This is a genomic window from Spirosoma pollinicola (assembly GCF_002831565.1).
In the GTDB taxonomy this organism is placed as follows: Bacteria; Bacteroidota; Bacteroidia; order Cytophagales; family Spirosomataceae; genus Spirosoma; species Spirosoma pollinicola.
Window position 1 is genome coordinate 2,807,517 of record NZ_CP025096.1, and the last position, 25,115, is coordinate 2,832,631.

At 48.8% G+C, this 25,115-nt stretch carries 19 protein-coding genes; 10 read left to right on the top strand and 9 right to left on the bottom strand.

The genetic code is table 11. The features are described 5' to 3' along the window. Nucleotides 1-136: 136 nt before the first annotated feature. The gene (locus CWM47_RS11810) at nucleotides 137-1,765 is read right to left on the bottom strand and encodes a SulP family inorganic anion transporter (RefSeq protein WP_100988169.1); all 1,629 of its coding nucleotides are present in this window, start codon (nucleotides 1,763-1,765) and stop codon (nucleotides 137-139) included. Between the two features lie 363 nt (nucleotides 1,766-2,128). On the opposite strand from CWM47_RS11810, the gene CWM47_RS11815 reads away from it, so the two are divergent. The 5 genes from CWM47_RS11815 to CWM47_RS11840 all read left to right on the top strand — a co-directional run bounded on the left by CWM47_RS11815 (nucleotide 2,129) and on the right by CWM47_RS11840 (nucleotide 8,766). Next, on the top strand, nucleotides 2,129-5,296 hold the full coding sequence (locus CWM47_RS11815; RefSeq protein WP_100988170.1) for a cyclic nucleotide-binding domain-containing protein: 3,168 nt from the start codon (nucleotides 2,129-2,131) through the stop codon (nucleotides 5,294-5,296). 218 nt (nucleotides 5,297-5,514) lie between these two features. Further along, nucleotides 5,515-6,861, top strand: a complete 1,347-nt coding sequence (locus CWM47_RS11820) for an ATP-binding protein (RefSeq protein WP_100988171.1) — start codon at nucleotides 5,515-5,517, stop codon at nucleotides 6,859-6,861. A 79-nt stretch (nucleotides 6,862-6,940) separates the two neighbouring features. Next, nucleotides 6,941-7,303, top strand: a complete 363-nt coding sequence (locus tag CWM47_RS11825; protein ID WP_100988172.1) for an ISAon1 family transposase N-terminal region protein — start codon at nucleotides 6,941-6,943, stop codon at nucleotides 7,301-7,303. A gap of 10 nt (nucleotides 7,304-7,313) precedes the next feature. Next, complete coding sequence (locus CWM47_RS11830; protein WP_206170674.1) at nucleotides 7,314-8,267, top strand: ISAon1 family transposase; 954 nt, start codon at nucleotides 7,314-7,316, stop codon at nucleotides 8,265-8,267. A 220-nt stretch (nucleotides 8,268-8,487) separates the two neighbouring features. Then, the gene (locus CWM47_RS11840; RefSeq protein ID WP_449448547.1) at nucleotides 8,488-8,766 is read left to right on the top strand and encodes a transposase; all 279 of its coding nucleotides are present in this window, start codon (nucleotides 8,488-8,490) and stop codon (nucleotides 8,764-8,766) included. A 46-nt stretch (nucleotides 8,767-8,812) separates the two neighbouring features. On the opposite strand, the gene CWM47_RS11845 is transcribed toward CWM47_RS11840, so the two are convergent. Next, the gene (locus CWM47_RS11845; protein WP_100988174.1) at nucleotides 8,813-9,796 is read right to left on the bottom strand and encodes a ThuA domain-containing protein; all 984 of its coding nucleotides are present in this window, start codon (nucleotides 9,794-9,796) and stop codon (nucleotides 8,813-8,815) included. 310 nt (nucleotides 9,797-10,106) lie between these two features. On the opposite strand from CWM47_RS11845, the gene CWM47_RS11850 reads away from it, so the two are divergent. The 4 genes from CWM47_RS11850 (at nucleotide 10,107) to CWM47_RS11865 (ending at nucleotide 13,276) form a co-directional block, all read left to right on the top strand. Then, on the top strand, nucleotides 10,107-10,673 hold the full coding sequence (locus CWM47_RS11850) for an N-acetylmuramidase family protein (RefSeq protein WP_100988175.1): 567 nt from the start codon (nucleotides 10,107-10,109) through the stop codon (nucleotides 10,671-10,673). 344 nt (nucleotides 10,674-11,017) lie between these two features. Further along, on the top strand, nucleotides 11,018-11,230 hold the full coding sequence (locus CWM47_RS11855) for a hypothetical protein (RefSeq protein ID WP_157815953.1): 213 nt from the start codon (nucleotides 11,018-11,020) through the stop codon (nucleotides 11,228-11,230). Between the two features lie 94 nt (nucleotides 11,231-11,324). After that, nucleotides 11,325-12,545: a cellulase family glycosylhydrolase gene (locus CWM47_RS11860; protein ID WP_100988177.1), complete on the top strand. Its 1,221-nt coding sequence runs from the start codon at nucleotides 11,325-11,327 to the stop codon at nucleotides 12,543-12,545. A gap of 257 nt (nucleotides 12,546-12,802) precedes the next feature. Next, the gene (locus tag CWM47_RS11865) at nucleotides 12,803-13,276 is read left to right on the top strand and encodes a response regulator (protein ID WP_100988178.1); all 474 of its coding nucleotides are present in this window, start codon (nucleotides 12,803-12,805) and stop codon (nucleotides 13,274-13,276) included. A 22-nt stretch (nucleotides 13,277-13,298) separates the two neighbouring features. On the opposite strand, the gene CWM47_RS11870 is transcribed toward CWM47_RS11865, so the two are convergent. The 3 genes from CWM47_RS11870 to CWM47_RS11880 all read right to left on the bottom strand — a co-directional run bounded on the left by CWM47_RS11870 (nucleotide 13,299) and on the right by CWM47_RS11880 (nucleotide 21,028). Then, the gene (locus CWM47_RS11870; RefSeq protein ID WP_100993842.1) at nucleotides 13,299-16,622 is read right to left on the bottom strand and encodes a glycosyl hydrolase; all 3,324 of its coding nucleotides are present in this window, start codon (nucleotides 16,620-16,622) and stop codon (nucleotides 13,299-13,301) included. Between the two features lie 222 nt (nucleotides 16,623-16,844). Continuing rightward, on the bottom strand, nucleotides 16,845-17,222 hold the full coding sequence (locus CWM47_RS11875; RefSeq protein ID WP_100988179.1) for a hypothetical protein: 378 nt from the start codon (nucleotides 17,220-17,222) through the stop codon (nucleotides 16,845-16,847). A gap of 41 nt (nucleotides 17,223-17,263) precedes the next feature. Then, on the bottom strand, nucleotides 17,264-21,028 hold the full coding sequence (locus CWM47_RS11880) for a ThuA domain-containing protein (protein WP_100988180.1): 3,765 nt from the start codon (nucleotides 21,026-21,028) through the stop codon (nucleotides 17,264-17,266). A 126-nt stretch (nucleotides 21,029-21,154) separates the two neighbouring features. Between CWM47_RS11880 and CWM47_RS11885 the strand changes: the two genes are divergently transcribed. After that, nucleotides 21,155-21,931: an NUDIX hydrolase gene (locus CWM47_RS11885; RefSeq protein WP_100988181.1), complete on the top strand. Its 777-nt coding sequence runs from the start codon at nucleotides 21,155-21,157 to the stop codon at nucleotides 21,929-21,931. A 112-nt stretch (nucleotides 21,932-22,043) separates the two neighbouring features. On the opposite strand, the gene CWM47_RS11890 is transcribed toward CWM47_RS11885, so the two are convergent. From CWM47_RS11890 to CWM47_RS11905, 4 genes are all read right to left on the bottom strand, one after another. Continuing rightward, entirely contained in the window at nucleotides 22,044-22,397 is a 354-nt protein-coding gene (locus CWM47_RS11890) for a T9SS type A sorting domain-containing protein (RefSeq protein ID WP_100988182.1), read from the bottom strand. A gap of 8 nt (nucleotides 22,398-22,405) precedes the next feature. Next, a complete protein-coding gene (locus tag CWM47_RS11895) occupies nucleotides 22,406-22,594 on the bottom strand; it encodes a hypothetical protein (protein WP_100988183.1) in 189 nt (62 codons plus the stop codon). Between the two features lie 26 nt (nucleotides 22,595-22,620). Then, entirely contained in the window at nucleotides 22,621-23,718 is a 1,098-nt protein-coding gene (locus CWM47_RS11900; RefSeq protein ID WP_100988184.1) for a peroxiredoxin family protein, read from the bottom strand. A gap of 94 nt (nucleotides 23,719-23,812) precedes the next feature. Continuing rightward, the gene (locus tag CWM47_RS11905) at nucleotides 23,813-24,979 is read right to left on the bottom strand and encodes a glycoside hydrolase family 43 protein (protein ID WP_100988185.1); all 1,167 of its coding nucleotides are present in this window, start codon (nucleotides 24,977-24,979) and stop codon (nucleotides 23,813-23,815) included. Between the last annotated feature and the right edge of the window lie 136 nt (nucleotides 24,980-25,115).

Consider the following 25,115-nt stretch of genomic DNA (forward strand, 5'->3'; position numbering starts at 1 on the left):
AAAAATAAATTCAAAATAAAAATTATAGACCCCTTATTCCACAAAACCAATGATTTGGCTCGGCATGGACAACCGGGTACTAACCAAAAAAGCCATCCCCAGTAGAGACGGCTTTTTAAATTGGGCATTCGGCAAATTAAGCCAGTACTCTCTTGCGACGAGCCGCCAGCGGGTGAGCGGACATTGGCTTATGTTCATCAAGATTTATAACATGGAAGTCGCCACCAGCCAGTTGAAAATCACGCTCGTAATTGTGCAGGTTTTCCATTACTGTATGGTCAACATACTGTGCATGGTGAAGGTCAACTGTTACATGCTGACCTGCTTCCTGCGGAATGCTATCCAGTTGCTTTTTAATTGACAGGTAGTTTGTAAACACGGCTGCTCCGTTGATTGTCAAAATATGGTGCGAACCGTTCGAAACCAGTTCTTGATCAGGATTGAACAGGTATTTCAGGGGCAAACCGAGTACTAACTGAATGATGAGCTTAGTTATAATGCCCACCGCAATGCCAATAAGCAAATCAGTTGTCAGGGTAGCAATTATTGTAATGACAAATACAATTAATTGTTCGGCTCCCGTATGGTACATGTGACGAAACTCCTTAGGGGCAGCCAGACGGAAACCAACAGCAATCAGGATAGCAGAAAGGGCAGCTACGGGTACGAGTTTAATGAGCGGCACAAGCGCAACGACAAACAAAAGCAGGAAGCCGCCGTGAAAGAAGTTAGCCCAGCGGGTTTTGCCACCATTGGTCAGGTTTGCCGATGAACGAGCCACTTCCGAAATCATAGGTATGCCACCCAATAATGCGGCTCCTATGTTGCCAATGCCAACGGCGGTCAAATCTTTGCTCAGGTTCGATTTACGTTTGTAAGGGTCCAACAGGTCAATAGCTTTACCCGTCAGGAGTGATTCGAGTGTGCCGATCAGGGCAAACATAGCCAGGTATTTTAACGCAATGGGTAAGCTGTCGCCAGACCAGGCACCAAAATCGGCATTGTAGGACAGCTTAAACTCGCCAGGATTTACCAGCGGCTTAATAGCACTGTAAAGTTTTGTATCAGACAAGTGAAAATATAACCCTAGAGCAACCGCAACAACCAACACAACCAGCGCAGAAGGAACGCGTTTGACAGCGGCACTTTTAATGTTTGGCCACGTAAAGAGAATAATCAGACTTACGATACCGATAACCGCCACGTGCCATTCCATATGCGACAGGCTGTGAGGTACCATTGCAATTAATTCGAGGGGTTCTTTCCCTTTTAATTCCGAGGGAGCGATGCCTACCGCAAGATGAAGCTGTTTCGACATAATGATAATGCCAATAGCCGCTAACATGCCGTGTACGGCAGATAGTGGGAAGAAATCAGCTAGTTTAGCCACCTTCAACATACCCATTAGCACTTGTACAACACCGGCTGCCACAATGACGCCCAGCGCCAGTTTCCAGCCCAAATCGTTATCGCCCTTGCCAAGTTCGTCAACGCAACCGGCAACGATCACAATCAAACCAGCAGCCGGTCCCTTGATCGTTGGTTCTGACCCGGCAAAAAAGGCAACGACCAAGCCACCGATAATGGCCGTGAGTACGCCCATTATTGGTGGAAAATTACTGGCTGAAGCGATTCCAAGACTCAGTGGCAAGGCAATCAAGGAGACTAGAAAACCTGACAATAAATCAGACTGCCAGTTTTCTTTGAATCCGGCAAGACCTTTCGCCGGAACGAAGTGCGTAATTGGTTTTACTTGTGTATTCATTCAAATGTACGGTAGGAGTATAAGTGTCAAAAGACAGTACAACATTCGGTCGTTAGCATTAAGCTGTTATTAAGTATGGATTAAAAAGGCATTAATAATCACCTTTTCGTTCAATTTTCGTTATATTATTTGGCATAACTGCAATAAAGCAATAGTTTATACTTAAAACTACATATGTATTTATATTGTTATTTAGTTACATTAGGCGCTTATATAATTCTTGGAAGACCACTTTACCGTGATTGATACAATGCTTTTTTTTTGTCTTGACGGATAGGGAGCGACTTATTCGCCGACGGTCTATCGGCTTCTCATTTGTCGATGCTTATATTTGACCATAAAATCGCGTCGTAAATCCTGCTTATGCTTGTTGGTGCAGACTCTGTTTCTCAATCTACTTCCTCTACTCAACGGTGGTACCGCGTGTTAGGCATTCGGCCGGAGGAAAGTCGGACGGTAGGGTTATTTTTCATTCACAATTTCTTGTTGGGTATTGGCACAATCCTGATTTATGTGGCGGCCAATGCCATCCTGCTGGAAAATAATCCGGAAACAAGCCTGCCTGTGGCGTATATCGCTTCGGCCATAGCTATGATTGCCGTAGGTAAGGTGTATGCCTATTATGAGCACCATCTGGTTTTACGTAGTCTGGCCGTTCGGGTACTTATGGCCGCCGTTGTCATGACTGTGGTGGTTGGTATTCTGGTTGTTTTTGGTCACTCGGTGGCGGCTGCGGTGGCGATTATGACCGGTTATCGCCTGATTTACCTGCTGACGAATCTTGAATTCTGGGGCGTTTCGGCCGTTGTATTCGATACGCGACAGAGTAAACGACTGTTTGGCGTAATCAGCTCGGGCGATATGCCCGCCAAAGCCATTGGTGCCATCCTGGCTGCGTTGGTACATGCCCATGCCGATGTATTAAGGCTGCTTATGGTTGCATTCGGGGCGTTTCTGGCCGCCTTGTATATCCTTCAGTTAACCATTCAGTCGCACGATGTCCATGCACCCCAGGGAGCCGACCGGGTTGCCCGTCGAGAACCATCACGGCTGGTTGGCAAGCGGTTCGGTGGCAGCGAATTGATATTTTACATGTGTTTGAGTCTGGCGGTATTAGCCGCTGTAGCCACCGAAATCGAATACAATTTTTTCATCAATGTGAAGCACCGCTTTCATGACCAGACCGATGTTATCCGGTATGTTAGTTATGTGCTGGCTTTAACGTATGGTGTGGCTATGCTGGCCAAGCTCCTGCTATCGAGGCAGGTGCTGGATAAATTTGGTGTACAACGCTCATTATTAATGTTACCCTGGGTAGCGTTGACGGGCTTGATTATCCTCACGGTCATGCGCTATTTTGTTACCAGCGAAACCGTTCTGCTCGTATATTTTTGCGGCCTTTACCTTGTTTTTGAAGTCGTACGGCGTGCCTTATTCGATCCCGTATTTCTGGTATTGTTTCAGCCATTATTGCCTCCGCAACGACTCAAAGGGCATACGCTGGCCAAAGGCTTGTATGAACCTATTGGCCTTGGATTTGCGGGTTTGCTGATTTTTCTGCTTCACACAACCCTAGCTTCCGGGAGCACGCCCGTCTGGATTCTGCTGCTGGTCGGGGCTGTGTGGCTGTTGCGCCATACCTACAAACGGTATCTGCATGAACTCAATGATGCCATTGGTCGTCGCTTTTTAGAACGTGATCAATTGGCAATGCCTGCGGTTGCTCAGGCGAGCCTGGTGACCCAGCTGCAAAGTACCAGACCCGACGATGTACTGACCGCCATTAGCTGGCTCGACGCACACAACCCGGCCGAATTAGCCCAGCAACTACCCGCATTGCTTACGCATACCAACGTAAATGTTCGCCGACGAACATTAGGTGCCATTGCGCATACCGACCAGAAGGTGCCGGTTCAGCAACTAACCCATATTGCGCTGACAGATGAGGAACCCACTTTACGTCAACAGGCCGCTTATTTGCTGGGTAGGCGTATCAATGCAACAACTGTCGAACTGGCTCCGCTGATTCATCATACCGACATCGCAATTCAACAGGGAGCCATAAAAGGTGTTCTGGAATTGAACCCGCATGATGCAACGGCACAGGCTATTCTGACTCAGTTAGCCAACGATAAAGACCCGGCACGCCAGCAAATAGCCCTAAGCTTAATTGCCACACTGCACCTGAATGACCTGGCACCCCTTGTGAATGAGCGGTTGACAAGTGTGTATCCTGATGTAAAAAAGGCGGCTATTGCCGCTGCCGGTCAGGTTACCAGCGCAGGGCTAACGACGTATCTGCTTCAGAATCTTACGAACAAGGCCCTTGGCCGGGCGGTAACACAGGCGCTTAAAACGCGGGGTGCCGAAACGATTCCTGCGTTAAAGTCGGTGCAGCATGCTACCAAAGACCGGTTGACGCTGGAACGAATAGCCAGCGTTTACGGAGCCATCAATACGCCCGAAAGTCGCCATCTGTTAAATGAACTTGCTCAACAACCCGATCTGGTGGTTCGAAGCGCAGCCTTACGAGCCTTACGTCGTTTCCCGAATGAACCCGATGATGATGCGCTGTTTCGCACCATTTTGCACGAAGAAGTTCTGCTGGCACAGCGGCTTTTGCACGGGAGTCTGACCGATGCTGATTTAACCGATACGCTCGATTACGAACTATCGATGCTGGTGCAACGGCTGTTTGATGTGCTGATGCAGCTTTACGATTCAGAAACCATTGCCGGGGCACGACTGGGCGTAGGGCATCCTGCCCGCGAACGTCGGGCCAATGCGCTCGAAATGCTCGATAACCTGATTCCCAGGGCTACCTATCAAACGCTGCAGGTGTTGGTAGACGACCTGCCCCGGCTCGAAAAAAATCGTATTCTCGACGTTGAACTTGGTTCATTTGATGGTGCTGAGCCTATTCGGACGTTTATCCTGCACAAAGGCGAAACTGTCTTTTCGGCCTGGACGGTTGACGTTGTGCTGCGAAGCCTGCCAGCCGATAACGCGTTGCTGGCGCGACAGGCATTGGAATCTCGTTTTGCTTCTTTATCCCCCTTGCTCATGGCTCATACTACCCATTCAATCGACCAGATTTCAGCTTACGACCGGGTTCTGTTGCTGGCTCAAACCAGCCTGTTCGCGCAAACACCCGAAAACGTACTGGCCAGTATTACGCCCATCATGAAAGAAGAGGCACACCCGGCAGGTGAGTCGATTTTCCATAAAGGCGACCTGGGTACGGGTATGTACGTTATTTACACGGGCGAAATAGCTATTCTTGATGGTGAAACCGAACTGGCCCGTTTTGGTCGGGGCGATTTCTTTGGTGAACTGGCATTACTGGACACCGAAGCCCGCTCGGCAACCGCCGAAGCCATTACAGATGTGCGGCTGCTGCGTATTGACCAGGACGATTTCTACGATCTGATGGAGGAACGAAGTGAGGTACTTCGTAGTATTGTCAAGAGTTTATCGGGGCGTATTCGTCGGCAAAACGAGCTGCTGACCAATCGGTCCAGCCCGCAATAATCGCATTCGCATCTGAATACGTAAATGAGCAATGAAAAATTGATAATGAACCGCGCGGGTGGCCATGTGTAATAATTGACTGATTTTTAGTTTAAAATTCATTATTCATTGTTTATTCTACATTTGCTTATGTTAGTAGCATCAACGCTGGTTAGCGGTTGCAGGACAGTTTTTTGATAAGCCTTGTCAGTTAATAATTTCTTTCGTTGACTTGTCGTATGAACCCATCGTCACCCGAAGGTATTGGAACCGTTTTACTGGCCGCTGGTGCGTTTCAATTCGCCCGTCGTTTTCTGGACACGCCCACCCGCCTGCCCGACTGGGAACCTTACTTCAAGCGAGGCTGGGTCCTTATTGGTTTGCTTATTGGGGCTTCTGCACTCTTCTCCATCACTCTGGCGAATGGCTGGGTTGCACTCGGTCTGAGTCTGCTATTCGTTTACATGCTGTGGCAATTGAAAGCGTTTCAACCGTCGCGAACGGTATTACTGGCCGTAGCTCCTTTTCTGCTTTTGTGGATTTTGGGGAGTTTCCTGGAGTACTATGCGCCCAAATATTACGAGGCAAATGACGATTTTATTGATAATTCGATTGGCTTTTCGACAATCTGGCTGGGCACTTTTTTGCTGATTGCCAGCCGCCAGAAAAAGACACTGGTCAAACAAGAACAGGAGCGTGCACTCGAAGCCGAACAACGGCGTATTATTGAAGCTAAAAAACAGGAACTTGAGTATTTAGTTGCTGAACGAACGGCTGAGATTACCCTGCAAAAAGAAGAGCTGGAACACGCACTGGTTGAATTAAAGACGACCCAAAACCAACTCATCCAGAGCGAAAAAATGGCCTCCCTAGGCGAACTGACCGCGGGCATCGCCCACGAAATCCAAAACCCCCTCAACTTCGTCAATAACTTCGCCGAGGTCAGCATCGAACTCATCGACGAACTGGCCGACGAACAGGCTAAAGCCCACCGCGACCCCGAGCTGGAAGCCGACCTGCTGGTGGACCTCAAGCAGAATCTGCAGAAAATCAACCATCATGGGGGGCGGGCCTCCTCCATCGTCAAAGGCATGCTCCAGCACTCACGGGCCAGCACGGGGCAGCGCGAAGCCACCGATCTGAATGCGTTGTGTGATGAATACCTGCGGCTGGCCTATCATGGCCTGCGGGCTAAAGACAAAACCTTCAATGCCTTGTTCACCGTCGATCTGGATGCTAATCTGGGTCAGGTGAGTGTAGTGCCCCAGGACATCAGCCGGGTGTTGCTGAACCTGTTCACCAATGCGTTTTATGCGGTTCAGCAGCGCCAGAAGCAGGCGGGCAGTGAATCGGGTTACCAGCCCACGGTGAGAGTGAGCACGCGCTGTGCCGGTAGTGAAGTGGTGATCAAGGTGATCGACAACGGGACGGGTATGTCGGAGGAGGTTCAGCAGAAGATTTTCCAGCCCTTTTTCACCACCAAGCCCACGGGGGAGGGGACGGGGTTGGGTCTGTCGCTGGCTTATGAGATCATCACCAAGGGGCATCAGGGCAGCCTGAAGGTAGCCAGTAAAGAAGGAGACTAGCTAGCTAGGGATCAATTCCAAAAGTTGTGGAGAGCGTTGTATTTTTCTAGGTTTGTGTTCTTAATCAAACCTACTTGCTTTGGAGAGTTTCTTACCCATCATCCAGTTCCTGTTGCCTGAGTTTATTCTGGAAAATTTCGAATTGACATCCATTGACCGGCTCCAGGGCGTCTTTCACGTTCATATCGAAGAGAAAAATGCCGATCAGCGGGATCCGGAACGTAAAAACCTACTCTCCAAAGGTTTCTTTCCGACTATCACGGTTCAAGATTTCCCCATTCGTGGGCACCAGGTTTTCCTCCACATCAAGCGCCGTCGGTGGCTTAATACTAAAACCGGAAAAGTCGTATATCGCGACTGGACACAAGTAGCAGAAGGAACGCGGATGACCAGTGAGTTTTCCGCTTTTTTAAAAGAAATCGGTCGATACCAACCCGATTAACTGCCAAACGATTGGCGGATTTTATGGCGTCTGTGGCCGTGGCTTATTGCGCCAATACCGTGATTACCAGAGTGGGTTTGCCAATTGGGATCAACGAACACACGCCAAAGCCTGGCTGCTGTATCCCCAAAACCTGGGTACGCATCTATCAATTGATGAGACCAGCCTATCCCATGGAGAACTCTATACCATCCTGACTAATAAAGCGGCTAAAGGTGGGCCAGGAAGCATTGTGGCTATTGTAGCGGGCACCAAGGCTGATACGGTGATTGGTGTACTGAGGCAACTGCCTAAAAAACAGCGCGATAAGGTAGGTGAGATTACTCTGGACATGGCGGGTAACATGGCGCTGATAGCCAAAAAATGTTTTCCTAAGGCCACTCAGGTCACCGACCGCTTCCATGTCCAACAATTAGCCCTGGCTGCCGTTCAGGATATGCGTATTAAGTACCGGTGGGAAGCCCTGGAAGCAGAAAACGAGGCTACTGAAGCGGCTAAGTTGAGCCAGATCGACTATCAACCGGCGGTCCTTTCCAATGGCGACACGCTGAAACAACTACTGGTGCGTAGTCGCTATGTGCTCTATAAAAAGACGACTGACTGGACCCCAAGTCAGCAAGAGCGGGCCGCCCTGTTATTTGAGCGGTATGCTGACCTGAAGACGGCTTATGAGTTGAGTCAGGCCCTGAGCCACATCTTTGAGAAGACGACCGATAAGCTTTATGGCTTAGCCCGCTTGGCCAAATGGCATGAAAAAGTACGCCAAGCGGGATTCAAAACTTTCAACACCGTGGCCCGTTCTATCCAAAATCATTATGAAACGATTCTCAACTACTTTGACAACCGCAGTACCAACGCTTCAGCCGAGTCGTTCAATGCGAAGATCAAAGCATTTCGAAGTCAATTCCGCGGGGTGCGAAACATCGAATTCTTTCTGTACCGCCTAACTCAGTTATATGCTTAATCCTTGATGCTCCACAACTTTTGGAATTGATCCCGTTTGTGTCGTTAGAACGGATCAAGGTTCAGTTCCAAATGTTGTAGAAAGCATTGAATTTTCTGGGTTTGTGCGTTGAATCAAACCAAGTTATTTTGGAGAGTTTCTTGCCCATCATCCAATTTTTATTAACTGAGTTCATCCTGGAAAATTTTAAATAGACGACGGCTTATGAATTGAGTCAGTCCTGAGCCATACCTTTGAAAACACCACCGACAAACTTTACGGCTTAGGGCGGTTGGCTGCGTGGCATGAAAAAGTGCGACAAGCCGGATTCAAAGCCTTCAACATGGTAGTCTGCTCCATTCAGAACAACGGTGAAACGATTTTTAACCACTTTGACAACCGCAGCACCAATGCCCCGGCCGAGTCATTCAATGCTAAAATCAAGGCCTTTCGTAGTCAATTTCGTGGGGTTCCAAATGTGGATTCCTTCCTTTATCGACTAACTCTATTATATGCTTAATCTAAGTTGGTCCACAACTTTTTGACTTTAATCCTCAAAACTCCCCTCACTCCACAAAACTCCGCTTACTGGTTGCTGTAGCAGTTGGAAAATCAGCAGGTACTGGGATATCAACTTTACCCGTAGCGGCCCACTGAGCGCCCCGTTGTAAACAGGTGATAAACCCAACGCATTCGACGGAGTAATCGACGTGGCCTAAGGGTGTGTGAAAAATCCGCCCTTTGCCATAGTTGATTGTTATTAACATGGGTTCGTTGCGGTCGGTACCTTTGTTGTCTTTCGACGAGAAAGCCGTTGCCAGCACAGTCATGTTATCGGCCGGTCCGCGCAGGCGGTCATACATCTCGTCTTTGGTGTGCATCCAGGTTAGCGGCATGCCTTTGGTGATGGGATGATTAGGTTCCCGAACCGTTATCAAAAACTCGCTCTGCGCCCCGTGCGATCCGGCCTGTCCAGCGGCTGTATCTCGGATAAGTTTTCCGTCTTTATCGTAATACACATAGGGACCGTCTTTTTCGGTACGGTCGCCCCAGCCTCCCAGACCGATCATTTTGTTGTAAGCGGGCCACATCGGAAACGAATTATCGGCTGCATGAACTACGACCAGACCACCGCCGTTTTTCATGAATTTCTCAAAGTCGGCCTGCGTTTCGTCCGACCAGGGCGCGGCATTCCAGCCAAAATTGCAAACCACGAGGTCGTACTTCGAGAAATCAGGGTGAAAGCTGGAGTCGGCCCTGGATTTAGATAGCGCTTTCGTAGCCTGAACACCCGCAATTTTGTACTTCTCGATCAGGTCAGCTCCATTCCATGTATAATACGAGCGTTTGACATCGACCGAGAACTTGCCCGTTTCTTCGAGGTACCGCTTCATCATAAATGTGATTTTCGGCCACTGTTCATGGTTGTTCTGCCCATCCACAATCAGTGTTCGGATGACTTTCCCGTTGCCCTGTTTGGTCAATTGTGCCTCCGCGCTACTCGCCACCAAGGCAAAAACTAGCAGTATAAGAGCGTGTACTGGTTTCATGCGAACTCTTGTCTGGAAATGCCTGGTCATGACAAATTGGTTTGTTAAGCGGGTATATTTTACTCATTCAGATTACAGCGTTTAAACAAATAAATCCATTGAATCTACTTTAAAACCATCTTCTCCCAGGCGATTATATAATTACTCACCACACAGGGAATGCTACAATAGAGCATGCGTAAGTCGTCGGATATTTGCGCTATGAGACCATGACGTTTCAGTAAGTTCATTTTGTCTACCGATAAATAAAATGAGATCAAATTATTGACAGTCAAGTATTTACTTTATTAAAACTAAACTCCTCTCAGCCATGCCTGCTACCTTGACGCTCGATGATTACCAACTGGCTGCAAAGAGCCTGAATACCGAATTAGCCGTTATCAAAGCGGTAACCGAAGTTGAATCTGGTGGACGTGGATTCCTGACAGATGGCCGGGTTGTGATCCGCTTTGAACCACATTTGTTTCACCGCTATACACAGGGAAAGTTCGACGCAACTCATCCACAATTGAGTTTTTTGAAACTCAAAACGGGTTATCCAAAAAATGTATCCCAAAGCTGGGAGCTATATGATGAGGCAAAAGTCCTGAATTTACAGGCAGCCCGAATGGCCTCTTCATTTGGTTTGTTTCAAATTCTGGGTTCCAATTGGCCTGATTGCGGCTGTAAATCATTACCCGAATTTGTGTCCCGCATGTCCAAATCCGAAGCCGAACAGCTTAATCTGTTTTGCAGCTTCATTAAGAATCAGGGTCTGAATGATGAATTACGCGATCATCAATGGGCGCGATTTGCCCGAATTTATAATGGCAAAGACTTTAAACTGATGCATTACGATACGAAGCTTAACAACGCTTATAAAAAATTCAGCGTATAGAGGTTGTCTGTTCTATCATCAACCGTTGAAGCTGTTTTCCAGGGTCGCAGCCAGTCAGTCCCATACGAATACATCACCTTTAACAACCCTATGGTATGGTGGAAGTTGATTCGCAACCCGTCAGCCAGCCTCCCGACGTGCATTGTACTCTTGTTTTGTCCAGACTTTAACCGTGAAATCGGGGCATTCCACCAGCTTTAAAGGCCATTCCGCTTGGTTAATTTTATCTTTTACCAGCAATTATCGACATTTAAGGTAGACTATATAAATAGGACGCTAGAATGGTATACAGTCGGGAAGTATACTTTGACGGAGCTCCACCTTCTATCCCTCTCATCATAGAAGTGGTTCAACAAAGGACAGGAATTCAGGCAACCTACTTAACCAACAAGTGGCTGGTCACGAACCCCGTTGATCCAAACGATGTATTTAGCCTCTATCAGGAGGGAGAAAGCAGCCTCTTACTTTTAAACGAAGGCACCGAAACGGCCCTTTTTCGAGCAACGTTATATACACTGCTCGAACTGGGTGGCTATTATCAGGATTGGTTCGAGTAGACCGTTTAGCAGAACCGTAAACAGGTATGCCTGATTTACCAGCTCACTCGAAAAATCGACCACTCACTCAAAAGAAGAGAAAGTTCGCCTGCGAATGACGCAACCTAGGCCTGTTTATCAGTACCTTGCCTATAGTCACTACGTGCTCATCTCCATGAACAGGCAACTGATTATCCATACGGCGTTGGCAATTCTCTTTGCGCATTTGCTGCTGTCAGGCCAGGCTTTTTCCCAGAAAAGAAAGCCCTTACCACCCATACAAGGATCAAAAACCCTCGACCCAAACAAGCCACCATTTAGTTTGACGAGCCTTAAAAACCCTACCTTTCAAACGAAAGAGAAATTACTGCTGGACCCCTGCGGAAACCCGGTTATCCTGAAGGGCGTCAATAAATTGTCGGTGTTCGATGATGACGACCCAACAGGCACGAGCTATTTTCCCCAGATTGCAAAAACGGGCGCTAACTGCGTCCGAATTGTTTGGGAAATGAATGCTGCAAACCCACTCACGCGGCTGGACCAGCTTATCAGCAATGCCAGAGCCAGCAATCTTATTCCGATTGTGGGCCTCTGGGATTTTACCGAAACCGACGACGGAGGCTTTAGCCACCTGAATGATTACGTCAATTACTGGAAAAGTCCTGCTGTGGTTAACCTGATCAAAAAACATCAGGCCTACCTGATCGTCAACATTGCCAATGAAGCCGCAACGGGCGACGAAACGAACTCCGCCGATTTGACGACCTATGCCACGGCCTACAAAAGTGCCGTGCTGAAACTTCGAAGCGCGGGCATCAATGTACCCCTGATGATCGACGGTATGGATCGTGGCAAGAGCTTACTCTGCTTTGCGCAGAAAGGACCGGAAATCCTGAACGCCGATCCCAAACACAATCTTATCTTTTCGTTTCACGCCTATTGGCCCAAGACAGATACAGATAGCGACCCAACATTTATTGCCAATGCCTTCGCAAAAGTCAGTTCGCTGCCCATCGTGCTTGTCATTGGCGAACTGGCGGGTTTTGGGGCCGGGCAGGATAACACAAAGTGTGCTGCGCCCGGAACGGTCGACTACCTGCAGTTTGCCCAGCGAGCTGACACGGCCCGCATGGGCTGGATGCTCTGGGAGTGGGGTCCCAAAGGTGACCCCAATTGTGCATCAATGGACATTACTACCGATGGCACGTTCTCGTCTATTCTGACTACGCCCAACACATGGGTGCGTGACCTCGTTCTCGATAAACCGTTTAGCCTGAAAAACACGCAGAAAACGCCCTTCATTACCAGCGGTCTTAAGTCCTGCCCCCGTCCATGAAAGGACACGTTTACATTATCTGCGCCAGTTTACTTTTTTAGGCATTGATTTTCAATACTACAGTTTCTCTACAGATTTAATTATTAATCTTACTTCCCCAAACTATTTAGTAAATAAGTGAATGGATAATATAAAATGAAAAATAGATATTGAAAAATGGTAAGAATCTGATTTCCAGATTACAATCCATTTTTCAATATCTATTTTTCATTTTATATTATCCATTCTTCATTTAATAGACAACTCTTGATCAGCGTATGGAATCTGAGCAGAAACACCACCAAAAGGCGGGTTTTCCCCTTTTGGTGGTAGAAGGTAACAAGGATCATCAACTATTAATTGGCTACTGCTTACGCGCAAAAATCCCTCAGGCGGAACCAATTTTTGCGTCCACGGTTCAGGAAACGCTCTCTTTTTTAGAACTTGCATTTGCCCATCAAAAAACATTCCCTCGTCTGGTCCTTCTCGATTTCTATTTGCCCGATCTGACGGATGGATTGAAATTAATGAATCAGTTACGAACCCGTTATCCGCTTCTTCCTATCATCATTTTAAGCAGTCAACCCGAACAAGGTCTTGTTAACAAAGCCTATCAGTTAGGTGCTAATTCATTTTTAGGCAAACCCAAAAGCCTGGAAGAATGGGAACATATGTTTCAATCCTTACGAGAATACTGGTTCAATACCGTAACCCTATCCAGCTATAGCCTGATAACTTCGGGTGAAGAATAAAGGGTACGACCAAAAAGTCAGGTTAACGTTTCACTTCAGCCGTTGAGGGACCGGATTTCGCTTCGATCAGGCGAACCGGTCCCAGCAGGCCCGATGGCAGCAGGGGCGAATCGGCTTTGTAGAATGGTATGGTAGTAAACGTAATCTTAGTGGTTACGCCGGTCTGAGCATCCCCAATCAGGCGATTGACCCATAAGTTAGTCACCTTGATCTGCACGGTGTTACGACCCGATCTCAAGGCCTCTGTAATATCGATCCGGAACGGTTTCTTCCAGAGCGTCCCTACTTTTTTACCATTCACAACCACCTCGGCAATGTTTTTCACATCGCCCAGATCCAGTATGTACGATGCGTTTTTAGTTACCGCCGGTACATCTAATATGTTATCGTAAGTGGCCGTTCCGGAAAAATACTTGATACCTGGGTCAGCATTTTCGGTTAGGGAAGCAAGCGTCGTCAACGTGGCTTGTTGCGGGGCACCCCTGCCCTCCTGGAAGGTGACTTTCCAGGCATTGGCCACACTACCAACGGGCGATTCGGTCACGGCGGGTTTAGTATATGAGGCTACCGTGGCCTTGTCGCGAAATACAATAAAGTAAGCCTGCCACGACTCGAACTTGAGTGGCACAATGGTCCGCCCGTCTTTGATCTGGTACGATACGGTTTCGATTTTGCCCGTTTCGGGATTCCACAACTCCGGCACTTTGCCCGTTATCCGAAAACTAACCGTGGCTTCGTTGGGGGTCTCACTGCGGTTATCAAGCCAGTAGAGATCGGCCTCAGGGGTTTGGCGGTGTACGTACAGCACCTTCGACTTCGCCCCGCTAATGTCCACATCTTTCGGAATGGTCATTCCCGTTAATACGGCTTCCAGTGGTTTTGACGATACATTCGGATTGCTCCATATCTGGTTTACCAGTGCTGTAAACTCCGATGCATTATCGGTCAGGCTGGGTGAACGTTCGGGTTTAACTCCGGCCACTTTCATACCCGCCTTGACCAGTTCACCCAGCTTTTTGAGCACAGGCAGGGTCATTGTTCTTGCCGTCGAATCCAGCACAAGCAGGCGGTAGGTTTGCCCGCCCGGCGTTACAATTTTGCCTCCGTCAATACGCAGGGCATTTTTCACTACGGTTGCGTTGGCAAAATCGAACTCATAGCCAGCCGGAATGGCAGGTAACTTCTGGGCGAAGGCCTGCGTAATGTTATTGTTCTCGCCGTAATAGTAGAGCACGTCCACAACGGGTTTGCCCTGTTGCAACATATAACAGCTCCGACCCAGATAGCCTGTCCAGGCACTGGCTTGTTCGGCCCAGGTTTCCTGCCGGGTAAAATACTGCCCGAAAGGCCCAAGAGATAGACCAGGTTTTTTATCGTCCAGCGGCTGGTGTACCGACGTATGCACCACAAAGCGGTTCAGTCCCGACGCCATTTCCAGATCGGCGGTGCGTTTGAGTTTTTCGGGGTGCCAGCTAAAGGCATTTTGAACGGAGGTCATCGACTCGGCCGCTACCAGATTTTGCCCGTAGATGTGCGCTACCGAAGCGGCTTCCCGAATATCGGCCTCACTGCGAACTTCCTCGTCTGCTCCATCCGCCAGACTACCTGGCGTCCACATAGCCGACATTGGAATATCGGCTTTCCGCTTCACATCCATGCCATCGGCGAGGTAAATCCGACCATTCTCATGCGATTCGGTGTAGCGTTTCATACCGCGGGCGTGCAGCGCGTCGCCAATAACCTCGTAATGATTTTCGACAATTAGTTCGCCAATAGTCTTCCGAAAATCCCACAGGAATTTCTCACTGGCTTCGGCACTCTGTATAATCCGTCCTGTCAGCACCGGAAGCCAGGGCTTTATGTCGTAGCCACGCCGTTTCAAAAACTCTTCTGGCATGGCCTTTGTCCAGGTCATGTGTCCCGCTTCGTAACTGTCCAGCACCATATATTGCAACCCCTTTTCGCCCATTTGCCCCCCGGTAGCATCTTTATACATGTCCAGATAGGTATCAATGTATTTTCTGACAGCCACTTTGTCGAGCTTATCGACTTCCAGCCCCGTAGCCTCCGGCGAAGCAGGGTGATTTTTCCGACCTGTAATCGAATACCCCAATCGCATCACCACCCAGTCTCCCGTGGGTGCGTTCCAGTTCAACGAACCATCGGCGCTCATTTTGGCGGTTAAATCCACTACATCCTGGGTTGGAATGGCATCGGCACCGGCTTTTATGAGGGAGTGTGTACTTTCCTGCCAGGGAGTGAATCCGGCTTTCTGTTCAAACAAGTCAACACGGTCGGTATTGTATAACACCAGTTCGGCTACGGGAACACCCTGCGGCTTTCCGGGTTCGGCACTACCTCCCATCATCGCGGCAAATGGATTACCTTCAGGCTTTTCGGTTTTAAACGTAAATCGAAAGTATTTGGCTGTTGTTGGCAGGATTCCCATAGTGCTTTGCGGAATTATACTGCCCCGGATAATGACGACATCCCGAAAACTTACCCCGTCGTCGCTCACTCTTAGCATTCGATTGTCAGGCATTCCCCTGAATTCGGCCAGCTCACCCGCAGCCGCCGAACCCACAATGGTAAACGCCTTGATTGTTTGGGGGCTGTCGAACTCATACTGAATCCACATATCCTGCCCAACTTCCATTGGCGGCAGTAGATTGGCATTTGTCAGGTTGCCGTCGGTCAATTCCGGCAGGCTGAATGTACCCCCACTCGATGTGATTTTTGGATTCAGCGACGCCACCGGTTTCTCAGTGGTGGGCAGGCGATAAGCGATTACAGCAGCATCAGCGTAGTAGCTCGACTGTTCGCCAGACGAATTGCTCAACACATCGGGAGCCAGTGCCACATTCTGGAATTTACCCGTTGTTGCCGGCGGCTGGGATAGTTTACCCGAAAACGGCTGTCCGCCCTTAAGTCGTGTTTCAGACCAGACATACTTTTTCATGGCGTCGCTGGCAGGCACCCAGGGTCCACCCGTTACGCTCCAGCCCGGCGAACCGGCAATGGCCATTTCAAGCTGGAGTTTCTGGGCCAGATCGGTGGTGTGCTTGAAGGCATCTTTCCACTCGGGCGTCATGAACACCAGCTTTTTGGGCGTAACGGCAGGGGTAAACAGGCTGGCATCGAAATTTTGAAAGCCACCGATACCTGCACGGTTCATCCACTCCAGGTCTTTGGTGATGCCCTCTTTGGTGATATTGCCGTTCATCCAGTGCCACCACACACGGGGTTTAGCCGCATTGGGCGGCACCTGAAAGCCCTTTTGCAGGGGCGAAGGCTGCGCAAACGCCAGGGCCGGTAGCAGCCAGGCCAGAAAGGTAATTTTCTTCATGATAAATTGGTCGTAGGGATTTAGGCTTTGCTTCATAGGCTTCCCAAAAAGTAGGTAGCAGTTTATTGCTACTTGCTCTTATTGTAGGAAAATACCTAAACTTCAGGCGGGTACTACATTGACTTCACTGCTGGATTATAGAGGTTTATAAATAAATCAGACGAATCAGGGCAAGCCCGATTCGTCTGATTTAGGGTTTATCTACCCTCAATGTACGGCTGGCTATTTGACCCGCAGGGCAGTGGAATCGAACATATTCATCAGCGACCCTTTCAAGTGGTCATTATCCACTTTAGTCAGTTCAACCGGAATTTCTCCGGCCTGTGCCGTATCGAAATAGATCGTCAGTTTATCAGCTGCTTCTTCAATTTTAGTGATCGGCGTAACAGGTCTTGTTCCCGTTGGATCTTTTAGTTCACCCGTAAGCTTTCCGTCTTTACGGATTAGCTCAGTCACCATTTTAGCATCACCTTCGGGTGTACCTACGATTGTAATTTCCCATTTACCCGCAAAAAAGTCAGTTGGTGGAGTTGCTTGAGAAAACCCTTTGACACAGATGCCAAGCAAGAAAATGAACAGAAACAGGCTTACTTTTTTCATTATTGGAATTGGTTTAAACGTGAAATTTTGGATTTGATGGATTACTTACTCCCTTTAAAGGTCATTCCCTGAACGTTTAGCGTAATGGACATGACCTTTTTATCAGAGTTCCGGCCAAATTTGAAAACCGTATTGCTTCCCCCTTTAAACTCATCGGCTTCCGCTCCGGGCATAAGTTCGCTCTCATTGGTTCCGGCTGTCATGAACAGATGGCCTTCTTTGGGGGTAATTTCGATGTATTCGAAAGGTAGGCCGGTCATTTTGTATTTCCCTGCATAGGCGTCCAGATTCTGAGCCGACGAGCCTGCTGAGGCAGCCGGTGGATTCAGGCTTGCACTTGCTGACTGGCTCGTTTGAAATTCCAGATCCATCAGAACGAACAGGGCCTGACCAGCGGGGGCTTTATCATTTTTAAAGACCAGATAAACATCGTGAACACCCGATACACCCGACAATTTTGCCACTACGGGCGGGGGCATGTTGGTTAAGCTAGCTCCTTCGGCTGGTCCAATGAAAGCGGTTTCCCCCATCAGCTTGCCGGTTGGTTCATCCAGTCGGACCTCGATACTGCCACCAGCCGCGTTTAACTGGGATTTAGGTGCCGAAGCCGTAAATTTTATCTGCTCAATGCCCGTCAGGTCAATGTTACTGAACCCGATATTACCCCCTTTCACTGAGGCAATGATAATGGTACCATATTTCATCACGCCATCGGTCTTCTCCGCTTTGGCGGCTGGAACTTTGGCGCTGCGTAGCAGAAGCGTTTTTTCGGCCATAATGGGCGGAACACCCTGACTTCCTTTGTCGGTATAAGCAGCCCGAACCAGATACCGGCCTTCGCCTTTATCATCTTTAGGCGGGTTCATGGTATAGCTTCCCTTAACCGGCAGCGAAGGGGCCGCCTGTTTCTTTTCGGCCAGACTCAGAATGTAGCCAACCATTTCCTGCGCGTCGGTTGGCGACAGTTGGGGGTGGGCACTCATGGCTACCTGACCCCAGGCACCACTACCACCCGAAATCACTTTTTTGGCTAACCGGTCGGCTGCTCCAGCTTCGCCTTTGTATTTAAGAGCGACCTGCTGGTAGGCTGGCCCCACCGATTTTTTCTCGATGCTATGGCAGGCTTTGCAGTCATTGGCCTCAATCAGCGTGAGGCCTTTGCCTACCTGAGCGGTTGCATCGGCACTGCGGTGGCCCTGGGCAATTGCCGCCAGATCGTAGCCTTCGGCCAGATAGTCGATGTTAACGGCCACTTCGCCCTGCTTTATTTTCCCATTCGCCAGACTGCCATCTTCCTTATCCGTTACCTTCACGTCATAAGCATAAGGCTGGCCCGGAAAGAAGAAAGTCTGGTTGCTGTTTTTTGATTCGAAGGTAAGCACGGGCTCTTCATTGCCCGCCATAATCTCCAGCGTCCGGCTGCTGCTGCCTCCTTTGGCGTCACTCACGGTAAGCGTTGCTTTGTATACCCCGGCTTTATCGAAGGTAACGGTTGGGTTTGGCTGGTTGAATCTGCGTGCGGCACCTCCGGCCTTGGGAACTACCGTCCAGACATAGGTTAAGGCATCATTATCAAAGTCTTTGGTACCAACCGACGAAAGGTTGGCTTTGAACGGAATTGACCCGCCTTTTTTGGAGGTAGCTACCTGCACAATGGGCTTGCGGTTACCGCCGTTGTATTCGATACGTACCAACCGGGCGTCGTCGTTCTGCGTAAACCAGCCACTACCGTATTCCAGCATGTACAGATCACCTTCCGGCCCAAACTCCATATCCACCGGATTCGAGAATTTATAGCTGGGCATAACCCGCTCCATAGAGGCATAATTGCCGTTGGCATCCAGCGTAACGGCCATGAGCCAGCCCCGCATCCATTCATAAATCAACAGTTTGCCGTCGTAATAATCCGGAAAAGGACGCCTGGCCTGCGCAAACTGATCTTTGTAATAAACCGGCCCGGCCATTGCCGAACGACCACCCGATCCCAAAAGAGGAAACTCTTTCGATTCAGCATAGGGATACCAGATAAAGGCTTTCTGAGCAGGAGGCAATTCGTTTAGCCCGGTGTTGTTGACCGACTTGTTAATTGGTTTTGCCGGATCGTATAATGGACCGGACTGACTAGTGGCAAAGTCGTATTGATGATACGCTTTGTTATCGCCTACGAAATAAGGCCAACCGTAATTTCCGGCCTTGCGGGCCTGCCCTACTTCATCCTGTCCGGCGGGTCCACGCTCATCTTTAGGTTGAGCCGCATCCGGGCCAATATCGCCCCAGTAGAGGTACCCATTCTTAGGATCTACCGAAATCCGGAATGGGTTCCGGTGCCCCATGGTATAGATTTCAGGGCGGGTGTTCGGTGTGCCTTTAGGGAACAGATTGCCTTCCGGAATTGTATAGCTGCCGTCGGCTTCGGGGTGAATCCGTATTACTTTTCCGCGTAGATCATTTGTATTGGCTGATGTCATCTGGGCATCGAAGGGCGACCGACCGGGGCGCTCATCCGACGGGCTAAAGCCATTGGATTCCTGCGGGTTTATATTGTCGCCGGTAGAGATGAATAGGTTGCCGTGAGAATCGAAGGTCATCGAGCCGCCCGCATGTCCACTGATCTCGCGTTGGGTGGCTACGTCCAGAATAACTTTTTGGGAACTCATCACCAGTTCCTCACCAATAAATTCGTAACGCACCACGCTATTTTTGGCTTCTTTGCCTTCTGGCGAATAATACAGATAAATCCAGTGATTTTGCGCAAAATTGGGATCTTTGGCTATACCCAGCAGACCGCCTTCATCTTCGCCAACTTCCCCTTTCTTATTGGTGACTTTGGTATTCACCGGAATGTGATTGATGACTTTCAGCTTCCCCGTCGAGGGGCTGAAGAGTTTTACATTACCCTTGCGCTCTACAACCAGTACACGACTATCGGGCAAAACAGCCAGTTCCATTGGCTCGTCGAGTTTTTCGGCCAGCACAACTTTTGCGAATCGATTTTCTTCGGGCAGTCGCTTCGTTTTTGCCTTCGCGTAGTCCAGCGGCTTTGGCGAATCGCCACCCATTACATATTGTAAACCGGCTCCCAGATGACGCAAAAACAGCGGTTCCGAGAACGTGGCATCTGTGTGTCCACCCGCCGTGTAGAACGAGCGTCCGCCCTCAAACTCCTGATACCAGGCCATCGGGTGATTATCGCCATTGGTACCTCCCTGATAGGTTTTTTCGTCGATGGTCAGGAGCACGTGCAGGGCCGGACTAATGTTTTTGAAGGAATAAAATTCATCTTCCCGCTCCCAGCGTTCTGGCAGAAAATTCGTTGCCGGATTAGCTTTATCGGCTACGACAAAAGTCCCTTTCTGGACATTGTTCGGCATGGGATGATTAGCAAACCAGGCACCCGCCAAGCGGTTGTACCACGGCCAGTCGTATTCGGTATCCGTAGCGGCATGGATGCCCAGATAGCCTCCACCGGCCTGAATATAGCGTTCAAAGGCATTTTGCTGGGCGGCATTGAGTACATCACCGGTAGTGCTCAAAAAGACAATCGCCCGGTAGCGTTTCAGGTTTTCTTCGGTAAAGCGCCCCGCATTCTCTGTGGTATCGACGGCGAACCCTTTTTCTTTACCCAATTGAGCAATCGCTTTCTGACCCGCGCCAATTGACGCATGCCGAAAGGCAGCTGTTTTACTAAATACAAGAATGCGGGCTGGCTCATTGGCGCCCACATACGACCACAACCCAATGGACACTAGGCCAATGAATGCAGTCCCGACTAGCCAGCGCAGGGAATTTGGTATAAGCTGTACCATTGAGATTCTGTAGACTATTTAGCGAAAAAATTGAATTAAAATTAATAGCGTAAATTTTACGGAATAAAGATAGAACACTTTTATGTAATTCGTAATGCTTACGGAATAGTTTTTTTATCTTTGGTCATGAACTCGGAAGAAGAAGTACTGGAATTTGTCAAAAACGGCCATCAGCAATACCTGCCCCACCTCAGCATCGATCCTGTCATTTTTGGCTACCACAACCAGCAGCTGAAAATTTTACTTCTCAAATGGAAAGGACAGAATGGCTGGGGGCTGCCGGGCGGTTTTATCAAGCGTGAAGAGCCCCTAAGCGAGGCCGCCCATAGAATTTTAGCCGAGCGAACGGGTCTGCAAGACTTATTTCTTCAACAGTTTCACCTTTTTGGAGACTCCCCCTATCGGCTCCGGGAACGGAGTGCCGGGGAGTTTAAAGAAAAATATGGCCTTGACGTTGATGATGATAACTGGCTGTTTGTGCGCACATTGTCCATCGGCTATTTTGCCCTGGTAGATTATTCGAAGGTGAGCGTCAGGACAGACTTTTTCACCGAAGGGTACCAATGGTGGGATGTAAATGAGATTCCTCCGCTTTTATTCGATCATAATGAGGCCGTAGAAAAAGCGTTAGCTACGCTTCGACTTCAGATTTATCACCAGCCGATCGGGTATAGTCTGTTACCAGAAAAATTCACGCTTCCCGAAATACATACGCTGTACGAAACAATTCTGGGCAAAGAGCTGGATCAGCGTAATTTTTCTAAAAAGCTTGTTGCCCTTGGTCTAATCAGGAAGCTGAACGAACAGCGGGCTATTGGTCCCCATAGGTCTCCTTATCTGTATCAGTTTGAGAAAGAAGCCTACGAGGACGCCCTGAAGCATGGGCTAGTTCATACGTATTGAGTCGAGGTATTGAGTCGTTAATTGGTGAAATGGTTACTGGATCACTGCGAACCAGCAATCAAGCCAGTACAGCATAATTTCATCAGTAACCACTTCACCCCTCCACCAACTATTACTGAATAACAAAGCTTTCATTCGGGTTGGCCTGCACCACAAACGCTTTGCTGACGATTTCGTCGCCTGTCTTTAAGATCAAATGGTAAGTGCCCGTGCCTAAGCTCGACACATCAAATTGCTCACTGAGCCCTTTGCCCAAAGCTACATTCTGCGTGTAGACGGCTTGACCATCAGCATCCAGAATAGCCAGCTGGCCTTTTGTTTGCAGGGGTTGAACATACAGTTTGATTTTACGCTCGGGGGTCATTACTACACGGGTCTGAGCGGCTGATGTTTGAGGAGTTGATACGTTAGCGAACGATGCAGCACTGGCTACCAGGCCCAGCATCAGAGTAAGTACTTTTTTCATGGCTTTTTTTAGTAAGTAGTTGTTTGTTTCGTTTTGACGATGCGCCGGGGCGACGATTTGCCGGTTTGCCGTTGCGATGAAACAAAGTTGCTACAAATGGTATAAGCCTGAAAATCAAAGGCGATGAGTGCCAATAAAAGCTGGACGACTGCTGTTTTTAGAGGGCTAAACCCGTTATCAACTGGTTCAGAATTCATCCTGTACGGTCAGAGCATGACCGTCGTTACTGGCCCATGAGCGTACTTAATTTAGCCTCCAGATTTTTCCCCCGCAGATTTTTGGCAATAATTCTGCCGTCTTTATCCAGCAGAAAACTATTGGGTATGGCCGTAACCGTGTACAGAGCCGCCGTGGCACCCGAATAGCCATCCAGCTCTGAGACGTTCTCCCAGGTGTACCCATCTTTTTTGATGGCATTCGCCCAACGGCCTTTCTCCGTGTCGATCGACACACTTAAAATAGCAAATCCTTTGTCTTTGTATTTTGAGTAAAGTCGCACTAACGTCGGGCTCTCTTGTCGGCATGGGCCGCACCAGGAAGCCCAAAAGTCAACAAGGGTATATTTACCCCGATACTTTTTCAGGTCGACGGTATGGCTGGCAGTATCCTTTGCGGTAAATTCCGGGGCAATGGCGCCCAACGCAATGCGTTTGGTGGCATTTACTTTGTTGACAAGCTGCCGCGTCAATTCAGTATTGGGATATTTTTTCTGAAAAATAGCCACCATCTGGTCCATCAGCTTGATGTCATTATCCGAATGCCAGCGCATGCTGTGATGAACCGCAGCCAGCGAGTTGATAAAGAAGGGTTGTTCGACCCAGGTGGCCAGCTCGGCTTTATAATTCTCGGATGCTTTCTCGTGTTCGACGTTCCAGTACTCGATTCGAGCCTTATCACCGCTTTTTACGGCTACTGCCGATGAATCATACGTGCGCTTGAGGTATTTGTCAAACACATTTTTACGATTTCGCTCATAGTCGATCAGGTATTGCGTATCCTGAGAACCAGTGCACACGATGTCATCCCTTTTGACCTGCAAATTGATAACATCACCCGGTTTTGCCAGTACCTGTACCAGGGCCGAATCGGCAACGCTGATCGAATAAATGAGCGGTTCTTTAAGCGGTATCGCAAATTGGAATGCCCCTTTAGCATTCGTAACTACTTCCTGCACTTTCCTATCCTTCCGGGTTTCGTAATTCATGAGGGTTAACTGCACCGGTTTTCCAGCAAATTTGGTCGGTAGTAAACCCTGCACCGTAGCCGATTGGGAGAAGGCAATAGTAGTCCAGAAACTAAACATCAACAGGAAAAATCGCATGGAGTCGTTGTTGAATGATCGTCGATCAGTAGAGAAGCTGCTAAGTAGACATCGACCTTTTCACATTAGTTCAATGTGAGTTCGCTTGCTTTCATTAGTTGCCAGAAGCAGTTGCTTTGGCGCCCGAAGGGAGTTTCTGGGGTGTGGTGGTTGGACCCAGGATTGTTATTCGTCCGTTTTGCACCTGCATTCGATCAATACACACAACGCGTTCATCGCCGGTTTTGGCGGTTCTGGCATGGTAGACGCAGAACATTTCTTTGCCGTCTGGCGAGTACGTAACGCTGTTGTGCCCTGTGCCCGTTACCGAGCCACCCTGATCCGTATTTTTCTGTAATACCGGATTGTTAGCCGCTTTTTTATACGGACCCAATGGCGACGTGGCCGTGGCATACCCGATGGCATAATACCGACCGGCGAAATTATTGGCCGAATACATCATGTAATAGGTATTGTCTTTTTTGAACGTCACCGAACCCTCCGTCCAGCGACGGTTCACTTCGCGGGCTGTAACCGACCGGCTTTCCCATTCGGCCTGTTTGTCGTTCAGCCGAACGGGTGGGCGCAGTAATAAAACCGGTTCGCCGATGACGCCGGAGAAATCGGGTTTTAGTTCGACACCATATACCCAGCTTTCCTCAATTTCCTTGAACCAGCCTTTTTTCCGGGCCAAATCAGCTACTTCGCTGTCGACGGAGTGTTTATAGCAGCAACGCGAATAATATAAATAGGCTTTGCCATTGGTATCAAAAAACACATTGGCATCAATAATTGGATAGCCCGGATCAAAAACTGGTTTGTTGGACAGGTCGATAAACGGGCCGGTAGGTTTGTCGGAAACGGCTACACCGATACGGAAATTTTCCATCTCCTTCGTCGGGTTCACGTTCCATTGCGCACTATAAAACAGGTAAAATTTCCCCTTCACTTCATACACCTCCGGTGCCCAATAGGCTCCACCAAAACTAGCTTTCGGGTCGTTCCAGGCATTTTTGTTATCGTGAAAATAGACCTGTCCTTCTGCCTTCCAGTTCACCATATCTTTAGACGAGTAGGCCGAAAATCCTTTATTTGCTCCTCCACCAGTGCCATACATATAATACATCCCCTTCGTGTGCAAAACGTAAGGGTCACCAAACTGGACAGCTAAGGGATTGGAAAACGTAGCTTTTGTCGTGGCTATACTTTGTGTCGTTTGCGCCATAGACTGGCGCCAGAACAGCAGGATAAAAACGAAAAGAAATTGCAGCGATTTTTTCATTCTATAATAAGCAAATACATGTCAAAAGTTAACCTTGACGTTGAGGTTCTGTGCAGGAAGCAGTCGTTAGTCTGAGCTAAATTACCGAATGCATCGACTGGTTAGGCTGGTGGGCGGTATTCACTCATCAGCTATT

Coding starts and splice junctions, on each gene's coding strand:
- CWM47_RS11810 (WP_100988169.1), bottom strand. CDS start 1,765: ATGAATACACAAGTAAAACCAATTACGCACTTCGTTCCGGCGAAAGGT.
- CWM47_RS11815 (WP_100988170.1), top strand. CDS start 2,129: ATGCTTGTTGGTGCAGACTCTGTTTCTCAATCTACTTCCTCTACTCAA.
- CWM47_RS11820 (WP_100988171.1), top strand. CDS start 5,515: ATGAACCCATCGTCACCCGAAGGTATTGGAACCGTTTTACTGGCCGCT.
- CWM47_RS11845 (WP_100988174.1), bottom strand. CDS start 9,796: ATGAAACCAGTACACGCTCTTATACTGCTAGTTTTTGCCTTGGTGGCG.
- CWM47_RS11850 (WP_100988175.1), top strand. CDS start 10,107: ATGCCTGCTACCTTGACGCTCGATGATTACCAACTGGCTGCAAAGAGC.
- CWM47_RS11860 (WP_100988177.1), top strand. CDS start 11,325: ATGACGCAACCTAGGCCTGTTTATCAGTACCTTGCCTATAGTCACTAC.
- CWM47_RS11865 (WP_100988178.1), top strand. CDS start 12,803: ATGGAATCTGAGCAGAAACACCACCAAAAGGCGGGTTTTCCCCTTTTG.
- CWM47_RS11870 (WP_100993842.1), bottom strand. CDS start 16,622: ATGAAGAAAATTACCTTTCTGGCCTGGCTGCTACCGGCCCTGGCGTTT.
- CWM47_RS11875 (WP_100988179.1), bottom strand. CDS start 17,222: ATGAAAAAAGTAAGCCTGTTTCTGTTCATTTTCTTGCTTGGCATCTGT.
- CWM47_RS11880 (WP_100988180.1), bottom strand. CDS start 21,028: ATGGTACAGCTTATACCAAATTCCCTGCGCTGGCTAGTCGGGACTGCA.
- CWM47_RS11885 (WP_100988181.1), top strand. CDS start 21,155: ATGAACTCGGAAGAAGAAGTACTGGAATTTGTCAAAAACGGCCATCAG.
- CWM47_RS11890 (WP_100988182.1), bottom strand. CDS start 22,397: ATGAAAAAAGTACTTACTCTGATGCTGGGCCTGGTAGCCAGTGCTGCA.
- CWM47_RS11895 (WP_100988183.1), bottom strand. CDS start 22,594: ATGAATTCTGAACCAGTTGATAACGGGTTTAGCCCTCTAAAAACAGCA.
- CWM47_RS11900 (WP_100988184.1), bottom strand. CDS start 23,718: ATGCGATTTTTCCTGTTGATGTTTAGTTTCTGGACTACTATTGCCTTC.
- CWM47_RS11905 (WP_100988185.1), bottom strand. CDS start 24,979: ATGAAAAAATCGCTGCAATTTCTTTTCGTTTTTATCCTGCTGTTCTGG.